Raw genomic sequence first — 21,631 nt, forward strand, 5'->3', positions numbered from 1 at the left:
AGCTCAATCTAGGAGATCAATGATGACTGCAGCATTTGAGCCCACCCAGCAGCCGTCCGCCCAGGACACTGCAAGCGCGCAGGCCGCCGCCCTGGAGCTCGAGTGGGCCGCCAACCCCCGCTGGGAAGGTGTGACCCGGGACTACTCAGCCTCCGACGTCGTCCGTCTCCGCGGCCGCGTCTCCGAAGAGCACACCCTGGCCCGGCGCGGCGCCCAGAAGCTGTGGAAGCAGCTCACCGAAGAGCACAAGACCGGCGGCTACACCAACGCCCTGGGCGCCCTGACCGGGAACCAGGCAGTGCAGCAGGTCAAGGCCGGCCTGCGGGCCATCTACCTGTCCGGCTGGCAGGTCGCCGCAGACGCGAACAACTCGGGCCACACCTACCCGGACCAGTCCCTTTACCCGGCCAACTCGGTTCCCACCGTGGTCCGCCGGATCAACAACGCCCTGCTCCGCGCCGACCAGATCGAGTTCGCCGAAGGCGTCCAGAGCGTCGAGGACTGGCTGGTCCCGATCGTCGCCGACGCCGAGGCCGGCTTCGGCGGCCCGCTGAACGCGTACGAGCTGATGAAGTCCATGATCCAGGCCGGCGCCTCCGGCGTGCACTGGGAGGACCAGCTCGCGTCGGAGAAGAAGTGCGGCCACTTGGGCGGGAAGGTCCTGATCCCCACCCAGCAGCACGTCCGCACCCTGAACGCAGCCCGCCTGGCCGCTGACGTCGCCGGTACCCCCACCGTGGTCATCGCCCGCACCGACGCCGAAGCAGCCACCCTCATCACCTCCGACGTGGACGAACGCGACCGTGAGTTCATCACCGGTGAACGCACCGCCGAGGGCTTCTACAAGGTCCGCAACGGCATCGAACCCTGCATCGCCCGCGCCAAGGCCTACGCCCCCTACTCCGACCTGATCTGGATGGAGACCGGCACCCCGGACCTGGAACTGGCCCGCAAGTTCGCCGAAGCTGTCAAGGCCGAGTTCCCGGACCAGATGCTGTCCTACAACTGCTCGCCGTCGTTCAACTGGCGCAAGCACCTGGACGACGACACCATCGCCAAGTTCCAGCGCGAACTCGGCGCCATGGGCTTCACGTTCCAGTTCATCACCCTGGCCGGCTTCCACGCCCTGAACTACTCGATGTTCGACCTCGCCCACGGCTACGCCCGGACCGGCATGAGCGCCTACGTCGAACTCCAGGAAAAGGAATTCGCCTCCGAATCCCGCGGCTACACCGCAACCAAGCACCAGCGCGAAGTCGGCACCGGCTACTTCGACACCATCTCCACCGCGCTCAACCCGAACGCGTCCACCCTCGCCCTCGTGGGATCCACCGAAGAGGGCCAGTTCCACTAACAACTTCCGCCCAAGGTGAGCCGTTCGCTTTGCTCGCCAAAGGGCACGACGGCGGTACGCCCTGAGGTGACCGTCGCCGGGTCGGGAAGGGGAATCCGGAAGCGTGCGTAAAAGGGGCCCTGTCCCCGCCGTCGACCGAGCTCTGCGAGGTCTTATGGCGGGGATGGGGAATAGCACGCGGAGGATTTCCCTTTCCCGCCCACCCAGGCAAGTACCGCCGTCGAACTTCCCTTTTCGCCTTTAAGGAGACTTGAAATGAACAGCTTCACCGACTCTTTCACCATCAATGGGATCACCCTGACCGCGCAGCCCATTTGCCGGCAGAACGAGGTGCTGACTCCGGACGCGCTCGAGTTCATTGCGAAGCTGCACCGGGCAACGGCTGAGCGGCGCAAGGAACTGCTGCAGGCGCGGCGGGCACGGCGCGCCGAAATTGCTGCCGGCGCGGATCCCCGGTTCCTGCGGGAGACCGAGCACATCCGCGACGACCCGTCCTGGCGGGTCGCTCCCCCGGCCCCGGGCCTGGAGGACCGCCGCGTAGAAATCACCGGTCCGGTGGACAAGAAGATGACCATCAACGCCCTGAACTCCGGCGCCAAGGTCTGGCTCGCGGACATGGAAGACTCCTCCACCCCCACCTGGCGCAACGTCATCAAGGGCCAGCTGAACCTCACCGACGCCCTGGAACGCCGGATCGACTTCACCACCGAGGAAGGCAAGGAATACAAGCTGCGCCCTGCCGGGGACCTTCCCACCATCGTGGTCCGCCCCCGCGGCTGGCACCTGCCCGAAAAGCACATGCTCATCGACGGCGAACCCGTCGCCGGCGGCATCGTGGACTTCGGCCTCTACTTCTTCCACAACGCCCACCGCCTCCTGGCCCAGGGCAAGGGCCCGTACTTCTACCTGCCGAAAATCGAAAACCACCTCGAAGCCCGGCTCTGGAACGACATCTTCATCCTCGCCCAGGACCTGCTCGGCATAGACCAGGGCACCATTCGCGCCACCGTTCTGATCGAGACCATCACCGCAGCGTTCGAAATGGAGGAGATCCTCTACGAACTGCGGGACCACGCTGCCGGCCTGAACGCCGGCCGCTGGGACTACATCTTCTCCATCATCAAGAACTTCCGCACCCGCGGCCCCCGGTTCGTCCTTCCCGACCGCGGCCAGGTGACCATGACCGCACCCTTCATGCGCGCCTACACCGAACAACTCGTCCGGGCCTGCCACAAGCGCGGCGCCATGGCCATCGGCGGCATGGCCGCTGCAGTGCCCAACCGCAAGGACCCCGAGGCGAACGCCAACGCCTTCGGCAAGGTCCGTGCGGACAAGACCCGCGAGGCCAACGACGGCTTCGACGGCTCCTGGGTGGCCCACCCCGACCTCGTCCCGGCATGCCGCGAGGTGTTCGACGCCGTCCTCGGCGACAAGCCCAACCAGCTCGACAAGCTCCGCAATGACGTCACCCCGGACGACCGCGCCCTGATCAACATCGCCTCACTCCACGGCACCATCACCGAACAGGGCATCCGGAACAACATCGAAGTCGGGATCCGCTACATCGAATCCTGGCTCCGCGGCAACGGCGCAGTAGCGATCCACAACCTCATGGAAGACGCCGCCACCGCCGAAATCTCCCGCTCCCAGCTCTGGCAGTGGATCTACGCCCGCGCCATCACCGACCACGGCGAGATCATCACGAAGGAATGGGTGGAGCAGTTGCTCGACGAGGAATTCGCCCGGCTCGAGCGCTTCGACGGCGACCGCTTCGAAGACGCCCGCGACATCTTCGAAGAAGTCACCCTCGCCCAGGACTTCCCGTCCTTCCTCACCCTGCCCGCCTACGCCCGCTACCTCACCGAGACCCGCGAAAAGGCGACCGTTGAGGAACTCGCCGCGGCCTGACAGAGTTTCCGTCCGCCGGGCCGGCACGCCCTATCGCAACAGGCACCTCCGAAATCCGGAGGGCGGGCCCGGCGGCGGAGCAACCACGCACGCCCGCTCACTTGCTGCGCGACTATTCCGGACGCTCGCTCACTTCCTTCAAGAAAGTGAGCGGGCGTTTCTGGTTTAGGCACATCATCTGAGCGGGCGTCCCTGCTTTAAGCGGGTCAAGTGAGAGGGCGTCCTGGGAGGGGAGAAAGAACGACGACGGCGGGACCTCGCTACCGGCCTTTCGGCACCTTCCGCACGGAGAGCGTGGTCCCAAAGCAGAAGGCCAGCACCGAGGCCAGAATGACCAGCAGCGCCGGAGTCCAGGAACCCGAAACGTCGTGGACGAAACCCAGCAGGGGCGGCGCCACGGCGGCGAGCGCGTAGCCCAGGCCCTGGACCGTGGCGGACATCTTGCCCGCGGAGGCTTGGTCGCGTGCCAGCCGGATGATGGCGATGAAGATGACCGTGATGCCTCCGCCCTGGGCGATGCCGCCGAAGACGGACCACAGCCACCACAGCTGTGGCGCCAGCAGCAGCCCCACCGGAACGGTCAGCCATAAGGCACCCACGGTGACCGCCACCGCCGTCGGGCCCCAATATTTGGCGGCAAACGGGACGCCCAGCGCGCCCACGATGGCGAGGATCTGGAAGATGGAGGAGGCGGCGCCGGCCTCGGCCACGGACATGCCAAGCTCGTCGTGCAGGTAGCTGGGGAGCCACGCGGTGACGCCGAAGTAGGAGAAGGCCTGGCCGCCGAATCCGGCCGTCAGTCCGGCGGTAATCCAGCCGAGTCCGCTGACGGGCGGCCGCCTGGTGTCAGTGCCGTCCGCGCCGGAAACCAGGAAGGCGTTGCGGGGCCCGACGGCAAGGGTCCAGACGACAATGGCCGCCACGGCCAGGACGGCCACCGCGCCCAGCGCAAACCGCCACCCGGCCAGGTCCGCGAGCGGTGCAGTCACCACGGAGGTGAGGAACGAGCCGACGTTCAGCGCCGCCGTGTAGATCCCCATCGCGGTTCCCTGCCGGGCCGGGGCAAAGTCCCGCCGGATGATCAGGGGCGCCGCAATGTTCCCCACGGTGATGGCGGCGCCGATCAGCACCGTTCCGGCCACCACCAGTGCCGGGCCGCCGGCCGAGCGGACCAGGACGCCTGCCAGGACCCCGAGGATGGTCAGCGTCACCGCGAATTCGGCACCGAACTTCCTCGCCGCGAGGGAAGCCAGCGGCGCGGCCAGCGAGAAGCAGAGGACGGGGATGCTGGTCAGAAGCCCCAGCATGACCGGTGAAAATGCCAGTTCTGCCTGCATCAGCCCGACCACCGGGGCGACCGCCACGAAGGGGCCCCGCAGATTCAAGGCGAGGAGACCGATGCAGGCGAGCAGGATCCAGCTGGCGGGAATGCGGGCGAGGGACCGGCCGCTCATGCGGCAAAGTGCTGGGTAACCGGGGGTTTCATCACTCCCATTGCTATCACGCCCCACCGGTGCGGGGTTTCGGGCCGTGCCGAGGGCGCCCTGCCATACGATGAACATCACGCCAGGAAATTCGGGATTAAGGACACCGCCATGCAGCACCGCCTTGCCATCCTTGACGACTACCAGGACGTGGCGCACGGCTTCGCGGACTGGGCAGCGCTTGAAGCCGAGGGCGTCTCCGTTACCACGTTCCGGGAGCCCTTTGCCTCGCGCGACGCCCTGGTCTCGGCGCTGGCTGACGTGAGCATTGTGGTTGCCATGCGTGAGCGGACGGCATTCCCGCGTGAGGTGTTCGAGAAACTGCCGGCCCTCCAGCTCCTGGTGACCACGGGGATGGCCAACGCGTCCATTGACGTTGCCGCCGCCACGGACCACGGGGTAACGGTGTGCGGCACGCCCGGCTCGCCCACCGCCGCCCCCGAACTGACGTGGGCCCTGCTGCTCGCCGCCGCACGGCACCTGCCGGCGGAGGAAAACTCGCTGCGGGCCGGAACCTGGCAGTCAACCGTGGGGTTTGAGCTGGCCGGCAAAACCCTGGGCATTGTGGGGCTGGGGAAGATCGGGCGCCGGGTGGCCGGGTACGGGCGGGCGTTCGGGATGGACGTCGTGGCGTGGAGCCAGAACCTCACCGCCGGGGCGGCGGAAGAGGCCGGGGCGCGACTGGTGTCCAAGGAAGAGCTTTTCCGCGCCTCGGATGTGGTGACGCTCCATCTGCGGTTGTCCCCGCGCTCCGAGAAAACGGTTGGAGAAGCGGAACTGCGGCTGCTGGGCCCCGAGGGGATCCTGGTGAACACCGCCCGCGGTCCGCTGGTGGACCAGGATGCATTGATCCGGGCGCTCAGCCAGGGCTGGATCCGCGGTGCGGCCCTGGACGTGTTCGACGAGGAACCGCTGCCCGCGGGGCATCCGCTGCTGGCTGCCCCCAACACCGCCCTCTCGCCACACCTTGGGTACGTCACCCAGGAGAGCTACCGGGAGTTTTACGGCGGAGCGTTCGAGGATGTGACCGCCTGGCTGGCCGGCTCCCCCGTCCGCACCATCAGCGGCTGACGCTGAAGTACCTCGTACGACGAGGGCCGGGCGGGGATCCACACCTCGACGCTGTCGGTGCCGCGGGAGGCCAAGCGGTTCCGGCGTATCCTGCCAGCCAGCAGACGGGCCGCTCATCGACGTGCTGATGGCGCCGTAGCCGCTGCTCAGCCGGCAGCGGCTGTTCCGGCAAGCGTTGCCTCGATGGCCACCGGCGAGAGAACGTACTCGGTGACCATCCGGCTGGCACCCAATATTGCCGCCTGGTCGCCGGCGATTGAGACGGCGATCCGCAAGTGCGAGGTGGCCAGTGGCTGCGACCGCCGGTACACCACTTCCCGGATGCCGGCCACCAGGTGTTCCCCTGACACAGCGATGCTGCCGCCCACCACAACCACAGACGGATTGAGGAGGTTCACCACTGTGGCCAGCACCTCACCGACATCCCGGCCCGCCTGGCGCAGGGCCTGGATGGCCTGTAGGTTGCCGTCCGAGGCGAGCCGGAGGACATCAGAGCCCTTTGCCGCATCCAGCCCCTGTTCCCGCAAAGCGCGGGCAATGGCGGGGCCTGACGCCAGGGCTTCGAGGCAGCCATAATTCCCGCACGCGCATTGCACGTCTACGCCCCTCGCCAGCTGGACATGTCCCAGGTCTCCGGCCGTGCCGTTGGCGCCGCGCTGCAGTTCGCCGCTGCTGATAATTCCGGAGCCAATGCCCGTGGCCACCTTCACGAAAAAGAAGTTGCCATGCTCCGGCCAATGGGCGGTCCGCTCCCCCAAGGCCATGATGTTCACATCGTTGTCCACCAGTACAGGGACGCGGAGGGACTGCTGCACGTAGCCAACCACGTCGAAGCCGTCCCAACCCGGCATGATGGGAGGCTTTACCGGCTTTCCGGTATCGTGCTCCACCGGACCGGGCAGGCCGATGCCCACGCCCGCAAGCCCGCCGGCCTTCGGCCCTGCCGAGGCGAGCAGTTTCCTGCCCTGCCCCACCACCTGGTCCAGCACGGCTTCCGGGCCGTCCGACACCTGCCGGGCCAACCGTTGTTCGGCGAGGATCTTCCCGTCCAGGTCGGTGACGGCCACGATCACGTGGCTTGCCCCGACGTCGACGGCCAGGACCACGCGCGACGAGGGGTTGAAGGCAAAGCGCGACGGCGGCCTGCCGCCACTTGAGCTCGCCTCACCGGCGGGCCCAACCAGGCCGGACAGCATCAACGCTTCGATCCGGGATGCCACGGTGGAACGTGCAAGGCCGGTGCTTCCGGCAAGCTCAGCCCTGGTGCGTGCCTTGCCGTCCCGCAAAAGCTGGAAGAGGTCTCCGGCCCGCCCCTGGGACGCCGGGTACTCGAGGAGGGCAGCCCCTTCTCCATGGCTTTTGGTCATCAACCATAGATAACACGGCCACTTCGTGCTGTCACGTCAACAACTTTTGCTTGACGTCCGTCAAAAGTCCTTCTAGCTTTGCACTAGACCGCCCCGCCGCTTTTTATGCCGAATGCCCGCCACTAACGCCAGGAGCACCATGTCCTACGCACTACAGCTGTACACCGTCCGCGACGCAATCTCGAAGGACTTGCCGGGCACCATCAGAAGGGTTGCCGGGATCGGTTTTTCCCAGGTGGAGCCGTACAACTTCGTTGCCACCGCCAAGGAACTTCGCGCCGCCCTCAAGGAGAACGGCCTCACCGCGCCCTCCGGCCACGCACCGCTGCTGAGCCAGGACCAGGACGAAATCTTCGCAGCGGCCAGGGACCTCGGCATCCGAACGGTCATCGAACCCTACATTCCGGCGGAGCGGTGGCAGAAAGAGGCGGACATCCAGGAAACAGCAGCGCAGCTGAACGCCGCCGCCAGGAAAGGCGCGGAATACGGTGTTCGGGTGGGCTACCACAACCACGCCTGGGAGCTGGAGTCCATCATCGACGGCAGGACCGCACTGGAATACTTCGCGGACCTGCTCGATCCGGAACTGGTCCTGGAGGTGGACACCTACTGGGTGGCAGTCGGCGGCCAAGACCCGGTGGAGATCCTCACCAAACTCGGGGACCGGGTGAAATTCATCCACATCAAGGACGGACCCCTGACCACGGACACCAAGGCCCAGCAGCCCGCCGGGCAGGGGAAGGTCCCGGTCATAGATGTGATCGCCGCCGCAAAGTCCCTGGAGGTGGGCGTGGTGGAGTTCGACGACTACTCCGGCGACATCTTCGAAGGCATTAATGAAAGCCTGTCGTTCCTGCTGGCATCGGGCGAAGGGATCAAGGCATGAGCATCCCCGCAACCGCAGCCTCTTCCCGCCGGGGTCCGGTGGGTGTCGGCGTCATAGGCGCCGGCAACATCAGCAAGCAGTACCTGGACAACCTCACGGTTTTCCCGGACCTTAAAGTCCACGTCATCGCGGACTTGTTCGAGGAGGCCGCCGAGGCCCGGGCCAGGGAATACGGCATCCCCGAGTGGGGCGGCGTGGAGAAGGCGCTGAACCACCCCGGCGTCGAAATCATCGTCAACCTCACCATCCCGGCGGCCCACGTCGAGGTGGCAACGGCAGCCGTGAACGCAGGCAAGCACGTCTGGACCGAAAAGCCCATCAGCCTGGACCGGGACTCCGGGCTGGGCCTGCTCAAGGCCGCCGACGCTGCCGGGATCCGGCTCGGCTGCGCGCCCGACACGTTCCTGGGCGCCGGCCTGCAGACCGCACTCCGGCTGATCCAGCGCGGCGACATCGGCACCCCGTTGACCGCGATGACCACGTTCCAGACCCCGGGCCCGGAGTCCTGGCACCCCAACCCGGCCTTCCTCTTCCAGTCCGGGGCAGGCCCGCTGTTCGACATGGGCCCCTACTACCTCACCACCCTGGTCCAGGCCTTCGGCTCCATCCGCAAAGTTGCCGCCGTCGGTTCCAAGGCCAAGGAGGTCCGCGTCATCGGCTCCGGCCCGAAAGCCGGCGAGGAGTTCAGCGTGGAGGTGCCCACCCACGTCTCGGCCATGGCCCAGTTCGAGTCCGGCGCCTCCTCGCACAGCGTTTTCTCCTTCGAATCCCCCCGGGCCCGGATGGGGTTCGTTGAAATCACCGGTACCGAGGCCACCATCTCTTTGCCGGACCCCAACAACTTCGACGGCGACTCCAGGCTCTGGCGCGCCGGTGACGAGGACTGGACCACCATCCCGGCCACCGGTCCGGCCAACGGCCGTGGCATGGGAGTGCTGGACATGGCCCGCTCCCTCCGCGCCGGCGTCCCCCACCGCGCCACCGGGCAGCTGGCGTACCACGTCCTGGACAGCATGGTCTCCATCTCCGAATCCATCGAATCCGGCACCTTTGTCGACGTCGAAAGCTCCGCCCCCACGTCCGCTCCCCTGCCCGAGGACTGGGCACCGGAAACCCAGACCCTTGGCGGCACCGCATGAGCCAGGCGTCAGGGACCATGGATCCAGGCACAAAGGGTCCGCTGGGCATCGCCGCCATCGGCTATGCCTTCATGGGGAAGGCCCACTCCAACGCTTGGCGGAACGTTGCCAGTTTCTTCGACGTCCCGGCAATCGAGCAGAAGGTCCTGGTGGGCCGGGATGCAGGGCAGGTGGCGGAGGCGGCCGCGAAGTACGGCTGGGAAGAGGCCGCCACGGACTGGCGCGACGTCATTGCCCGGGACGACATCCATATCGTTGACATCTGCGCACCGGGCTGGATGCACGCTGAGATCGCCATCGCTGCACTCGAGGCAGGCAAGCACGTCCTGGTCGAGAAGCCCCTTGCCAACACACTCGCCGAAGCCGAGGCCATGACCGCGGCTGCGGTGGCCGCACGCGCCCGGGGTGTGCAGTCGATGGTCGGCTTCAACTACCGGCGCGTGCCCGCCCTGGCCCTGGCCAGGGAACTCATCGCCGAAGGCCGGGTGGGCGCGGTACGGCACGTCCGTGCCGCCTACCTCCAGGACTGGCTGACCGATGAGAAGGCACCCATGACCTGGCGGCTCCGTAAGGAGACCGCAGGGTCCGGGGCCCTCGGTGACATCGCCTCCCACGCAGTGGACCAGGTCCTCTTCCTGCTGGGCGGCCAGGTCACCGAGGTCATTGGCCGGCTGCAGACCTTCGTGGATCGCCGCCCGGGCCCGGACGGCCCGGAGGACGTAACGGTCGACGACGCCGCCTGGGCAACGCTGACCCTCGCCTCCGGAGCCATCGCCTCGGTGGAGGCTTCCCGGGTGGCCACCGGTCAGAAGAACAGCTTGAAGATCGAAATCTACGGGGACAAAGGCAGCATCCACTTCGACCTGGAAAACTTGAACGAACTTGGCTTTCTTGACGCCACCGCCCCGGCACGCGAACAGGGCCTCCGGCGGATCCTGGTCAGCGAACCGGACCACCCCTACCTGGACGCGTGGTGGCCGCAGGGCCACATCATCGGCTGGGAGCACACCTTCACCCACCAGATCCGCGACTTCCTCACCGCCATCCAGGAGGGAACCCAGCCCTCGCCGTCGTTCGAGGAAGGGCTGAATGTCCAGTACATCCTCAACGCCGTGGAGGAATCCGCCGCCGCGAAAAGTGCCCTCGTCCATGTTCCCGCCAGAACCTCCGAAGGAGCCTGACATGCCCCGCCCATTCACCCTGTTCACCGGCCAGTGGGCCGACCTGCCCTTCGAGGAAGTCGCAAAACTGGCTTCCGGCTGGGGCTACGACGGCCTCGAAATCGCCGTCTCAGGCGACCACCTTGATGCCTGGCGCTGGGACGAACCCGGCTACGTCGCATCCAAGCTCGAGGTCCTGGACAAGTACAACCTCAAGGTCTGGGCCATCTCCAACCACCTCACCGGCCAGGCCGTCTGCGACGACCCCATCGACTTCCGCCACCAGGGCATCGTCCGGTCCAAAGTCTGGGGCGATGGCGATCCCGAGGGCGTCCGCACCCGCGCCGCCGAGGAAATGAAACACACCGCCCGGCTGGCCAAGGCACTGGACGTGGACACCGTGGTCGGCTTCACCGGCTCCTCTATCTGGCAGTTCGTAGCCATGTTCCCGCCCGTCCCGGAAAAGGTGATCGACGCCGGCTACCAGGACTTCGCAGACCGCTGGAACCCCATCCTGGACGTCTTTGACGAATGCGGCGTCCGCTTCGCCCACGAAGTCCACCCGTCCGAGATCGCCTACGACTACTGGACCACCGTCCGCACCCTCGAAGCGATCGGCCACCGCCCCGCGTTCGGGCTGAACTGGGACCCGTCCCACATGATGTGGCAGGGCATCGACCCCGTCTCCTTCATCTGGGACTTCAAGGACCGGATCTACCACGTGGACTGCAAGGACACCAAGATCCGCCAGACCGGCCGGAACACCGTCATGGGCTCCCACCTGGCCTGGGGCGACCCGCGCCGCGGCTGGGACTTCGTCTCCGCCGGCCGCGGCGACGTCCCCTGGGAAGCCTCCTTCCGCGCCCTCGCCGCGATCGGCTACGACGGCCCCATCAGCGTGGAATGGGAAGACGCCGGCATGGACCGCCTCCACGGCGCCCCCGAAGCCCTCGCCAACCTCAAGAAGTTCGACTTCCCCGCCTCCACGGCATCCTTCGACGCCGCCTTCAGCAGCAAGGACTAGGGCCGTGACGAACCACAGCAGCGGCACTTCCGACGGCCGGCTCCGCTGGGGAATCCTTGGCACCGGCTTCATCGCCGACCTGCAGGTCCGCGACCTCCTGGACAACGGGTTCGCGGTCCAGGCCGTGGGCTCCCGATCCGTGGAAACGAGCCGGGCGTTCGCGGCGCAGTTTGGCATTCCCACAGCCCACGGCAGCTACGAGGACCTGGCGGCCGACCCGGACGTCGACGTGGTGTACGTTGCCACTCCCCACGTGTTCCACCACGAAAACGCCCTGCTGGCCCTGAACGCGGGAAAGCACGTGCTGGTGGAAAAGGCATTCACCATCAACGCCCGGCAGGCACAGGAGATCGTGGACGTTGCCGCCGGAAAGGGACTGGTGGCGCTGGAGGCGATGTGGACCCGCTTCCTGCCTCACATGGCGCGGCTGCGCGATATCGTGGCCGACGGGACCCTCGGCGAGATCCGCAAGGTGGTGGCGAGCCACAACCAGGACCTTCCCAAGGACCCCGCGCACCGGCTCAATGATCCGGCCCTGGGCGGCGGCGCCCTCCTGGACCTGGGCATCTACCCCATCGCCTTTGCCTTCGACGTCCTCGGCGCACCGCAGCGGATCCTCGCGAGCGCTGCCATGACCGCAACAGGGGTGGACCGGCAGACGGCGGCCATCTTCGAGTATGCGGACGGGCAGCAGGCGATCGTTGACTGCGCGCTGGACACGGCGGGGAACAACCGGGCAGCCGTGATCGGAACCGGCGGCTGGGTAGAAATTGATTCCGTTTGGTACAACCCCACCCCGTTCACCCAGTACGACGTTTCGGGAAACATCGTGGAGCGCTTCGACGAACCCGTGCAGGGCCGGGGCATGCAGTACCAGGCCGCGGAACTGGAACGGCTCGTCAGCGACGGGCTGACCGCGGGCAGCCTGCTGCCGCCCGGGGAGAGCGTGGCCATCATGGCCGCCATGGACGAGATCCGGCGCCAGATCGGGCTCATCTACGACGCCGACCGGCAGCCTTAGGATAGGGCACCGTGAGCCACACCATCCGCAGGGCAACAACGGACGACGCCGGGGCGCTGGCTGCGCTGGCGGCGGTCACCTTTCCACTGGCCTGCCCGCCGTCGTCGTCACCCGAAGATATTTCGGCCCACCTGGCCAATACGCTCAATGAGCGTCACTTCCGGGGCTACCTCGCCGACCCGGACATCATCATCCTGGTTCTGGACTCCGGAGGCCCGCTCGACGGGTACAGCCTGCTGGTCAACCGCCCGGCGGCTGACCCGGAGGTGGCCTCCGCGCTCACCCTGCTGCCGTCCGTGGAGCTCAGCAAGTGTTATGTCCACCCCGGGCACCATGGCCTGGGCGCGGCAGCCGAGCTGATGCACGCCAGCCTCCAGGCCGCCGCTGCCGCCGGCGGGGCCGGGGCCTGGCTGGGCGTCAACAGCCAGAACGCCAGGGCCATCCGCTTCTATGAGAAGTCAGGGTTCCGCAAGGTGGGCACCAAATCCTTCCAGCTGGGCAGCACCGTGGAACACGACTTCGTGCTGGAGCGCGAGGTCCCCTAGTTCCTCAGGTAGCCCTCCGGCGGGTAGGCCAGGGGCGGGCGGGGAACCGGCAGCAGCTTCACGCCCGGCGGCAGCCCGTCGATGCTGCCGTCAATCCCGCGGGCCTTGATGGTGATCCGGGACGTGTCCAGCAGCACGTTCTCGGCCCGGAACTCGCCCACGGATTCCGGCAGGATCGGCGACAGATGCACTACTCCACGGGTGTAGACGGGATCGAAGCGGAGCAGCACGCGGGCCAGCTGCACCGGCGCAGCCGCAGCCCAGGCCTGCGGCGAGCACGCAGTGGGATAGGGCACCGGCCCCGGGAACTCGCCCCGGTCAAAGCCGCAGAAGAGTTCGGGCAACCGGCCATCGAAGTGCTCAGCGGCGTCGAAAATCCCCTCGGCCACCCGTTTGGCCTCTTCCACGAAGCCGTAGCGCATCAGTCCGGTGGCAACCAACGCGGTGTCATGGGGCCAGACGGAGCCGTTGTGGTAGCTGACAGGGTTGTATGCCCCCATGTCGGAGGCCAGCGTCCGGATCCCCCAGCCGGTGAACATCTGCGGCGACATCAGGTGTTCGGCAACGGACGCCGCCTTGTCCTCGTCCACGATCCCGGTCCAGAGGCAGTGGCCCATGTTGGAGGTGCAGGCGTCCACTTGGCGCTTGTCCTTGTCCAGTGCCACGGCAAAGTATCCCTTGTCCGGCAGCCAGAACTTCTCGTTGAAGGCAGCTTTCAGCTCGGCTGCACGCTCCGCCCAGTGGTTTTCCAGCGCCACGTCCCCGTCCCAGCGGGCAAGCAGTGACCGGCCAATGTAGGCGGCGTAGACGTAGGCCTGGACTTCGCACAGTGCGATGGGGGTTTCCGCCATGATGCCGTTTGCGAAATTGATGCCGTCCCAGGAGTCTTTCCAGCCCTGGTTGGCCAGGCCGTGGTCATTGGGCCTGCAGTACTCCACAAACCCGTCGCCGTCCCGGTCTCCGTACTTCTCAATCCAATCCAGTGCCCGGTCCGCATGCGGCAGCAGCGGCCGGATGACATCGCGGGAGAGCCCCCAGCGGCTCAGTTCGCCCAAAAGGGCAACGAAGAGCGGGGTGGCATCGGCCGTTCCGTAATAGGCGGTGCCGCCCAGGGACAGTCCGGCGGTTACGCCAAGCCTGACCTCGTGGGGGATGCGTCCGGGTTCCTCCTCGGAGTCCGGGTCAACCTTCTTCCCCTGGATCCCCGCCAGGGTCTGGAGTGTGCCTGCGGCCAGGTTGGGGTTGACCAGCAGGCTCATGTAGGACGACAGCAGGGAGTCCCTGCCGAACAGGGCCATGAACCAGGGGGCGCCGGCGGCAACTGCCGCGCGTTCCGGATGGTGGGCGTCGAAGATGCGCAGTGCACCCAGGTCCCGCTGGCTCCGGTTGAGCAGTTCCTGCAGCTTGACGTCCTCGATGCTGAGCCGCGGTACGCCTTCTTCCCAGTCCAGGTGCCGGCGGACGCCCTCGCGGTGGTGCGGCAACTGCCCGTCGCGGAATGGTTTCTCAGGCGGCAACCCGTTCACCAGCGGCACAACGATGATGCTGACGGCCCATTTGCCCCGGGCCGGGATGGTGGCCCGGAAACGGAGCCCGTCGGTGCTGACGTCCGCGCCTTTGGCACCGACCACCGTTCCGCGCTGCTGGCCGTGCCGGGCGGCTTCGATGACCAGCCGGCCGTCCACCACTTCCCGGGTCGCGTCGTCAATGCCGGTGGTCCGTGCACCCTTCACGTCGAAGAGGTCGGCCTGGTCCGCAGCCACCAGGAGCTCGATGTCGCATTCCACCGGTTCGGCAGCAAAGTTCTCCAGCGTGATGTCGTCCTGGAGTCCCGGCCCGATGTGGCGGATCTGCCGGACCACCAAGGGGCTGTCAAACCGGCCGCCGGGCCAGGTTGCCCTGCCCACGAAGGTTGCTTCGAAAGGATGCGGCCGCTGCGCCACCAGGGGTTCGCGAAGGGCGCCGTTGATGCGCAGGACCCAGGCGGAAATGATGCGGGTGTCCTGGAAGAACACGCCGTTCGCGCTGCCGTCGGGGCTGATATCACCGCTTCCGGACGAGATGCAGAACGACGAGCCTTCCAGGATAGTTACGGAGCCGGAGCCGGACACGGATGCCTCATTGTCTTCGTTCCAGGCGGTCATGGAAGGACTCCCTATCTCCAGCGGCGGGTGCTGCCGGGACCGGTTGCCCGCCCGCCCTTAACGATTCTGGTGCAGCCTGATCGCATCCGGAACCCCCGCCAGCACCTTCCCTTCGAGAAGCTCTGTGAAAAGCATCAGGTGTTCGGCCACCATGCGTTCCATGCTGAACCGGTCCACAACAGCCTGGCGGCACTGGTCCCTGCTGATTTCTGCCGCGGCTTCCACGAACCCGGCCAAGTCGCGAGTGGGCCCCAGAAAACCGGTGCGGCCATGCTCAATGATTTCAGGGGCGGAACCAATCGGCGTACCAATCACCGGCGTGCCGGTCGCCAGAGCCTCGATCATCACCAGCCCGAATGGCTCCGGCCATTGGATCGGGTTGAGGAACGCCAGCGCCTCGCCCATCAGTTTGAACTTGGAGTCGTCGTTGACTTCCCCCACAAACTCCTCGTTCGGCCCGAGCATGGGTTCGATGACGTCCTGGAAGTAGCGGATCTCGTCCTGCTCCCGCATCTTCACTGCGATCTTAAGCGGCATTCCGGCCTGACGGGCAATCGTGATGGCTTCCACCAGTCCTTTGTCCGGGCAGGCTCGTCCCACAAAGCACAGGTAGTTACCCTGACCGCTGCCCACCGGCACAACCCCGACCTCCATGCCATGGTGTATCACACGTGTGACGGGGAGAGAGGGTGCGTGTGAGGTTTGGTCCCGGGAGATGGCGATAATGGAAGCGCGCTGGGCTATGGCCCTGTAGATATCCACCGCCTGACTGTGAAGCGGCCCGTGGATGGTGGTAACCAGTGGAATCCCGGCCGGCCGGTGCATGTACAGCGGACCTGCCAGCGTATGGTCGTGAATGATGTCCACGTCCTGCAGGCCCTCGTAGGCCCTGATCACGTGGCTGAGCTCGGAAATAGTAAGGCCCATATCCTCCCGGGCTGCCGGCTGCATCCCGGCGACCAGAGGAGCGGGGCAGGTGCTGTCCGACGGGGCAGCCAGCAGGACCTCATGCCCGGCTGCCGTGAAGCCCCTGGCCAGGGTGTCCACAACCCTTTCCGTGCCCCCGTATGCCGGCGGGGGAACCGGAATCCACGGCCCTGCAACAAGTCCAATCCGCATTCCTGGCCTCCAGGTGATGTGGCCGGGCTTCCCAGCTAAACCAGGCAGTTAGTGAGCACCGCGGGGACGCTCTAGCTATCCACCCGGCGGTGTTTGTACTATCGACGGCCTCTGCATGACCTACATCAGACTATTGCCCACGATCCGTCCTGCCACAAGACCTACTGTGGGGTATCTAACACGGCGGCACGGAATGGCTGGCACCGCCGGCTGGTTGTTCCGGGCATGAAGATTGAGATCTGGTCCGATGTCGCATGCCCTTGGTGTTTCATCGGCAAGCGCCGTTTCGAAGCCGCCCTGGCTGCCTTCCCCCACCGCGGCGCAGTGGAGGTCACGTGGCGGAGCTACCAGCTGGACCCCACCCTTCCGGAGCACTATGACGGCACGGAGCAGGAGTACCTGAGCACCCGCAAGGGCATCGCGCCGGAGCAGGTTTCGCAGATGTTCGACCATGTTGCGCAGCAGGCCAGGGGCGAGGGACTGGACTACCACTTCGACAAGGTGGTGGTGGCCAACAGTTTCGCGGCGCACCGCCTGATCCACCTCGCTGCCGCCCACGGCCGGCAGGATGAAGCCAAGGAGCGCCTGCTCAGCGACCATTTCGAGCACGGCAAGGACATCGGCAGCCGGGAGTACCTGGCAACGCTGGGCAAGGACCTGGGCATCCCCGCCGGCGAACTGGAGGAACTGTTCACCACGGACAAGTACGCCGACGACGTCCGCTTCGATATCCAGGAGGCACGGTCCCTGGGCATCAGCGGTGTCCCGTTCTTCGTCATCGACCGGAAGTTCGGCCTCTCCGGGGCCCAGCCCACAGCGACTTTCACGGCGGCGCTCAACCAGGCCTGGCAGGATGCCAACCCGCTGGTGCTTGTGAACTCCGGCGAAGGCGATGCATGCGGCCCGGACGGCTGCACGGTCTGAATCTGGGCACGTCCGGCACCAAGTTTACTGACACACAGCGGTAAAGTGTCTGTATGCCAAGGATTTCAGCGGCCAGCAACGCCGAGCAGCGGGCGGATACCCAGCGCCGCATCCTGACGGCCTTCGGTGAACTCCTCTTCTCGCACGGGCTCCCCGGCCTGACCATGACAGACGTGGCCCGGCACGCCGGCGTGGGGCGGACCGCCGTCTACAACTACTACGCGGACATCGAGGAACTGCTGATCTCGTACGCCCTTGACGAGACGGAGAAGTTCCTCACGGAACTGCGCGACGCCCTGGACCGGCTGGACAACCCAGTGGAACGGCTCGCTCTGTACGTGCGCGCCCAGGTGGTGGACCTCTCCCGCCGCCACCTGCCCCCGGGACCCGCTATGGGCGCCGTGCTGTCGCCGTCGTCCTTTGCAAAACTGGCCGACCATGTTGGCGAGCTGAGTGTGCTGCTGCAGGGCATCCTGCGCGACGGGATGGCACAGGGCTACCTGCCGGTGGCGGACATCGGGCAGCAGGCGCAGCTGATCCTGGGAACGCTCTCCTCCAGCGCAGCCCGGGGCAGCGACGAACCGGCGGAACTGGAGGCGCGCGTGGCCAGGACGGTGCGATTCATCCAGCTGGGCGCCGGGGCAAGGTTCGACGACGAAGGCCACCCGGTCCGGATCGCCCCACTGCCCGCCGTGGCCGGCTAAGTACCGGAAAGCGGAAGCTCAGGAAGCCGCGGTTCAGGAGGCCGGTGCGGCCGACGGCATGACCGGCCACCTGTCATCATCGGCAACGCGGCGGCTTTCCCGGGGGCAGCTGAGCTTTCCGGGCGTCTGGTCCACGAGGTCGGCCGGGGCCAGCGCCGTGTAATCCTGGGACAGAATCACATCCACGCTGCCGTCCGTCCTGCCGTCCTGGAAGTAGTCCGAACCCGGCAGGTTCCGCTGGACACTGAAAGCGGCCGCTTGTCCAGCTGCACCGGAGATCACTGCGGCTACACCCCGGTAGTCTGGGTCGACGTTGCCCACATCCCCCACCACGAACTTTCGCGCCAGGAACTCGTCCGCCACGGACCGGGCAAGGCCCGGCCTGCTGGTGGAGTTGTAGACATTCAGGTTGATCTGTTCCGGCAGTGTGTAGTCGAAAGTGGCCGCGGGGCATGTGGAGGCTTTTTCCTCGGCCGGTTCAGCCGTGGGTATGGTGAACCGGCCGTTGATGATCGCCAGGGCAGTGATGATGCCCGCGGCGATCACGCCAATGAGGAGCACCAGCACAATGCCGTGGAGCACCCTGCGACGCACCCTGGCCGTATCGTCCGCGTCCCGGGCCGCCGCGCCGAAGGTGGCCCGCAGTTCCGGGCCGCTCACCACGTGGTGGCCGTGCAGGATGCTGGCATCCTGCACCTTCCTCTTCCTAGCCATCAAGCACCAGGACCCGGGCATGGATCGCGGTGCGCTGGTGCAGTGCCGTCCGGACTGCCCGGTGCAGGCCGTCCTCCAGGTACAGGGTCCCCTGGTACTGCACCACGTGCGGAAAGAGGTCGCCGAAGAAAGTGGAGTCCTCGGCCAGCAGGGCCTCCAGGTCAAGGGTGCGCTTGGTAGTCACCAGTTCGTCCAGCCGCACCGGCCGCGGCGGCAGCGACGCCCACTCCTTGGGCGTGCTGTAACCATGGTCGGGGTAAGGGCGGCCCTCGCCCACAGCTTTGAATATCACCCTGCAACCCTAGGCATCCCGGCAAGCTGAGCGAAAGTGCCAGGCCGTGCCGCCGGCCGGTTGTAGCCAAACAGTGACCATGTCACAGCCGGTGATCTTCGACTGCCGGTTCAGGAACTGCCCGGCGCTGCTGAAAGAATGGGCCCCATGACAGCTTCCGAGTCCCCCGCCATGCCCGTGCCCGGTGTCCACGCGCCGTCCACCCCACCCCTGGCGCTCCTGCTCGACGTTGACGGCCCGGTGGCGAGTCCGCTCACGCGCGACGTCAAACCGGAGATCATCAGCGACCTGGTGGCGCTCGCCACCGCCGGTATCCCCGTTATTTTCAACACGGGCCGCTCGGACGCCTTCATTCGTGAACAGGTCATGGCACCCATGATCGAGGCCGGAATCCCGAGCGGCACCATCATCCACGCAGTCTGCGAAAAGGGTGCCGTCTGGTTCAGCTACACCTCGGCCGGTCCCGGCCCCATCCACGTGGACCGTGAGCTCGCCGTACCCGCGGCCTACGGGGACGACGTCCGCCGGCTGGTGGCCGAGGACTACGCGGCTCACATGTTCTTCGACGAGACCAAGCGGGCCATGGTGTCCGTGGAGCAGCACATCGAGGTCCCCGGCGCCGAGTACCTCGCGGAACAAAAGCTCTTCGACGCCGATGCCATGGACCTGATGGCACGGCACGGGCTGGGCGTGGTCCGGCTGGACCACCATGCCCCGAATTCCGACGACGAGGTGGACTACCGCGTGGACCCCACCATCATCTCCACGGACATCGAGTCCGTTCGCCTGGGCAAGGACCTCGGTGCCAGCCGGGCGGTGGAACTGCTGGCCGCGCAGGGCATCACCCCTGAGGCCTGGCGGACAGTGGGCGATTCCCGCACGGACTATGCGATGGCGGACTGGCTGCACCACAACGACCACGCAGTGAAGCACGTGGACGTCCGTCCCGCCGATGGTGTTCCGGCCAAGCCGTACGAGGTCCTCACTGCGGCCGACCTCGGGCTTGACGCCACGGTCATCCATGACGACGCCGGCGGCGCTTTCCTGCGGAGCTGGCGGGAGGCGCTGGGCGTCTAGGGCCGTGGCCGGTGGCCGGCCGGAACCTGCCGTTTCCCGGGCGGGGCTATCATGCAGGTAGGAACGCATAATTCACCAGCACGGAGATAACCATTACAGAAGCACCGGTTCAGGACGAAATCTACTTCGGTGGCCAGGCGTCCGTAGAGGAACAATTTCACGAGGAGGCGACCTCCGCTGCTGCGGAGCGTCGCCTGAAGCACCGCCCCGACGTCATCAGGCACAAGGGCCGCTATGCCCTGATCAACTACAACAGGACCCACTACCAGGCCATGGTGGAGGACCTGCTGTTTCTGCGGAACGTCCTCGCGGATTCCGGCCTGGCCTACCTGCTGGTCCGCGGCAACAATGACCGCCCGGTCATAGCCCTGGACTGGAGGGACAGGAAGAAGCTGCGCGCCGCCTTGGTGGAGGCCTGCCGGGACGAGCCCTTCTACTCCATGACGGTTGATGCCAAGAAGAAGACCGCCGTCCTCGTAGCCGACGGCGAGCTTTCAACCAGCCGCCAGGCACGCATCTTCCGGTTGTACCGGCCGCGGGTTGAACCTGGGGGCGGCTTTGATTTCGGTGCCTCCGCCGGCGTGCAGATCGAGCTCTGGTCCTTCGAGGGCGAGGAGATCATCCTTCCCATCGAGAACTCCCTGACGCGCCGGACCCTGCTGCGCCAGGACGCGGTCCGCGGGACCGTGGAGCGCTACGGGCACACCTGGCCCACCATCGAGAACATGTTCGCGGACCACGCCAGCGACATCAGCTTCGACATCGACCTGGTGTTCTCCTGGGTGGACGGCAGTTCCCCGGAGTACATTGCCGCCCGGCGCGCCCAGCAGAAGGGCCATGTCCTGGGCGAGGGCGACGACCATGAGGCACGCTTCCGGCAGATCAATGAACTCAAGTACGCACTGCGGTCCGTGTACATGTTTGCGCCGTGGATCCGCCGCATCTTCATCGCCACGGACTCCCCGGCCCCGGCGTGGCTGGCGGACCATCCCTCCGTGACGATCGTCCGGAGCGAGGAGTTCTTCAGCGATCCGTCGGTGCTGCCCACGCACAACTCGCAGGCTGTGGAATGCCAGCTGCACCACATTGAGGGGCTCTCGGAGCACTTCCTCTACTCCAACGACGACATGTTCTTTGGCAGGCCCGTCAGCCCGGACCTGTTCTTCACCCCGGGCGGGATCACCAAGTTCATTGAGGCGGAAACCCGCATCGGCCTGGGCGAGAACGCTGCCGAGCGCAGCGGCTTCGAGAACGCCGCCCGGGTTAACCGCAAGCTGCTGTGGAACCGGTTCGGCCGGATCACCACGCGGCACCTGGAGCACTGTGCTGCACCGCTCCGGCGGAGCGTGGTGGCCACCATGGAAGAGGAGTTCCCCGAGGAGTTCCGGAAGACTGCGGCCAGCCGGTTCCGTGCCGCGGACAACATCTCCGTCACGAACTCCTTTTACCACTACTACGCGCTGCTGACCGGCCGTGCAGTCACCCAGACGGCCGCAAAGGTCCGCTACGTGGATACCACCATGCGCGCAGGCCTGACTTACCTTCCCAAGCTGCTGGCCAAGCGGAACATGGACTTCTTCTGCCTCAATGACGGCAGCTTCCCCGAGGTGGATGCTGACGAGCGGGCCGAAGTGGTGACCGACTTCCTGGAGAAGTACTTCCCTGTCAAGGCGCCCTGGGAGAAGTAGCACACCACGG

19 protein-coding genes are annotated in these 21,631 nt (G+C 66.4%); 13 read left to right on the plus strand and 6 right to left on the minus strand.

The annotated features are described in order from the left end of the window. Positions 1-22: 22 nt before the first annotated feature. Positions 23-1,354 (plus strand): isocitrate lyase, encoded by a 1,332-nt coding sequence (gene aceA / locus AC5RT3_RS04665; protein WP_494123677.1) that lies wholly within the window; start codon positions 23-25, stop codon positions 1,352-1,354. Positions 1,355-1,609: 255 nt separating this feature from the next. After that, complete coding sequence (aceB, locus tag AC5RT3_RS04670) at positions 1,610-3,262, plus strand: malate synthase A (protein ID WP_494123621.1); 1,653 nt, start codon at positions 1,610-1,612, stop codon at positions 3,260-3,262. Between the two features lie 260 nt (positions 3,263-3,522). Here the strand turns inward: aceB and AC5RT3_RS04675 are convergent, their stop codons facing one another. Further along, positions 3,523-4,716 carry an MFS transporter gene (locus tag AC5RT3_RS04675; RefSeq protein ID WP_494052086.1) on the minus strand — a complete coding sequence of 398 codons (1,194 nt, stop codon included), beginning with the start codon at positions 4,714-4,716 and terminating at the stop codon, positions 3,523-3,525. 141 nt (positions 4,717-4,857) lie between these two features. Here AC5RT3_RS04675 and AC5RT3_RS04680 point away from each other — a divergent pair, with 141 nt between their 5' ends. Further along, positions 4,858-5,817 carry a D-2-hydroxyacid dehydrogenase family protein gene (locus AC5RT3_RS04680; protein WP_494052087.1) on the plus strand — a complete coding sequence of 320 codons (960 nt, stop codon included), beginning with the start codon at positions 4,858-4,860 and terminating at the stop codon, positions 5,815-5,817. 146 nt (positions 5,818-5,963) lie between these two features. On the opposite strand, the gene AC5RT3_RS04685 is transcribed toward AC5RT3_RS04680, so the two are convergent. Beyond that, complete coding sequence (locus tag AC5RT3_RS04685; protein ID WP_494052088.1) at positions 5,964-7,184, minus strand: ROK family transcriptional regulator; 1,221 nt, start codon at positions 7,182-7,184, stop codon at positions 5,964-5,966. Positions 7,185-7,323: 139 nt separating this feature from the next. Here AC5RT3_RS04685 and AC5RT3_RS04690 point away from each other — a divergent pair, with 139 nt between their 5' ends. The 6 genes from AC5RT3_RS04690 to AC5RT3_RS04715 are packed head-to-tail and all read left to right on the plus strand — an operon-like array spanning position 7,324 to position 12,959. After that, positions 7,324-8,070, plus strand: a complete 747-nt coding sequence (locus tag AC5RT3_RS04690; protein WP_494052089.1) for a sugar phosphate isomerase/epimerase family protein — start codon at positions 7,324-7,326, stop codon at positions 8,068-8,070. Then, on the plus strand, positions 8,067-9,209 hold the full coding sequence (locus AC5RT3_RS04695) for a Gfo/Idh/MocA family protein (protein ID WP_494123622.1): 1,143 nt from the start codon (positions 8,067-8,069) through the stop codon (positions 9,207-9,209). Before AC5RT3_RS04690 ends, AC5RT3_RS04695 begins: the two co-directional genes overlap by 4 nt. A gap of 17 nt (positions 9,210-9,226) precedes the next feature. Then, positions 9,227-10,390, plus strand: coding sequence for a Gfo/Idh/MocA family protein (locus AC5RT3_RS04700; protein WP_494052091.1), 1,164 nt, complete (start codon positions 9,227-9,229; stop codon positions 10,388-10,390). 1 nt (position 10,391) lies between these two features. After that, positions 10,392-11,393 carry a sugar phosphate isomerase/epimerase family protein gene (locus AC5RT3_RS04705; RefSeq protein ID WP_494052092.1) on the plus strand — a complete coding sequence of 334 codons (1,002 nt, stop codon included), beginning with the start codon at positions 10,392-10,394 and terminating at the stop codon, positions 11,391-11,393. Positions 11,394-11,397: 4 nt separating this feature from the next. Further along, the gene (locus AC5RT3_RS04710) at positions 11,398-12,414 is read left to right on the plus strand and encodes a Gfo/Idh/MocA family protein (RefSeq protein WP_494052093.1); all 1,017 of its coding nucleotides are present in this window, start codon (positions 11,398-11,400) and stop codon (positions 12,412-12,414) included. 11 nt (positions 12,415-12,425) lie between these two features. Further along, positions 12,426-12,959: a GNAT family N-acetyltransferase gene (locus AC5RT3_RS04715; protein ID WP_494123623.1), complete on the plus strand. Its 534-nt coding sequence runs from the start codon at positions 12,426-12,428 to the stop codon at positions 12,957-12,959. Here AC5RT3_RS04715 and AC5RT3_RS04720 read toward each other — a convergent pair. Beyond that, positions 12,956-15,103, minus strand: a complete 2,148-nt coding sequence (locus tag AC5RT3_RS04720; RefSeq protein WP_494123624.1) for an amylo-alpha-1,6-glucosidase — start codon at positions 15,101-15,103, stop codon at positions 12,956-12,958. The two genes, AC5RT3_RS04715 and AC5RT3_RS04720, sit on opposite strands and share 4 nt — an antisense overlap. Before the next feature lie 57 nt (positions 15,104-15,160). Beyond that, positions 15,161-16,222 (minus strand): glycosyltransferase family 4 protein, encoded by a 1,062-nt coding sequence (locus AC5RT3_RS04725; RefSeq protein ID WP_494123625.1) that lies wholly within the window; start codon positions 16,220-16,222, stop codon positions 15,161-15,163. Positions 16,223-16,447: 225 nt separating this feature from the next. Between AC5RT3_RS04725 and AC5RT3_RS04730 the strand changes: the two genes are divergently transcribed. After that, positions 16,448-17,146, plus strand: a complete 699-nt coding sequence (locus AC5RT3_RS04730) for a DsbA family oxidoreductase (RefSeq protein ID WP_494052097.1) — start codon at positions 16,448-16,450, stop codon at positions 17,144-17,146. Positions 17,147-17,199: 53 nt separating this feature from the next. Continuing rightward, on the plus strand, positions 17,200-17,850 hold the full coding sequence (locus AC5RT3_RS04735) for a TetR/AcrR family transcriptional regulator (RefSeq protein WP_494010842.1): 651 nt from the start codon (positions 17,200-17,202) through the stop codon (positions 17,848-17,850). A gap of 33 nt (positions 17,851-17,883) precedes the next feature. On the opposite strand, the gene AC5RT3_RS04740 is transcribed toward AC5RT3_RS04735, so the two are convergent. Continuing rightward, a complete protein-coding gene (locus tag AC5RT3_RS04740; RefSeq protein WP_494052099.1) occupies positions 17,884-18,564 on the minus strand; it encodes a LytR C-terminal domain-containing protein in 681 nt (226 codons plus the stop codon). Beyond that, on the minus strand, positions 18,557-18,856 hold the full coding sequence (locus AC5RT3_RS04745; protein ID WP_009358464.1) for a type II toxin-antitoxin system VapB family antitoxin: 300 nt from the start codon (positions 18,854-18,856) through the stop codon (positions 18,557-18,559). Before AC5RT3_RS04745 ends, AC5RT3_RS04740 begins: the two co-directional genes overlap by 8 nt. A gap of 147 nt (positions 18,857-19,003) precedes the next feature. On the opposite strand from AC5RT3_RS04745, the gene AC5RT3_RS04750 reads away from it, so the two are divergent. Both AC5RT3_RS04750 and AC5RT3_RS04755 read left to right on the plus strand, forming a co-directional pair. Next, the gene (locus AC5RT3_RS04750; protein WP_494123626.1) at positions 19,004-19,933 is read left to right on the plus strand and encodes a hypothetical protein; all 930 of its coding nucleotides are present in this window, start codon (positions 19,004-19,006) and stop codon (positions 19,931-19,933) included. A gap of 272 nt (positions 19,934-20,205) precedes the next feature. After that, positions 20,206-21,621, plus strand: a complete 1,416-nt coding sequence (locus tag AC5RT3_RS04755) for a stealth family protein (RefSeq protein ID WP_494010845.1) — start codon at positions 20,206-20,208, stop codon at positions 21,619-21,621. The last annotated feature ends 10 nt before the right edge of the window (positions 21,622-21,631 follow it).

It is taken from the genome of Arthrobacter sp. Y3221159, from assembly GCF_059089885.1.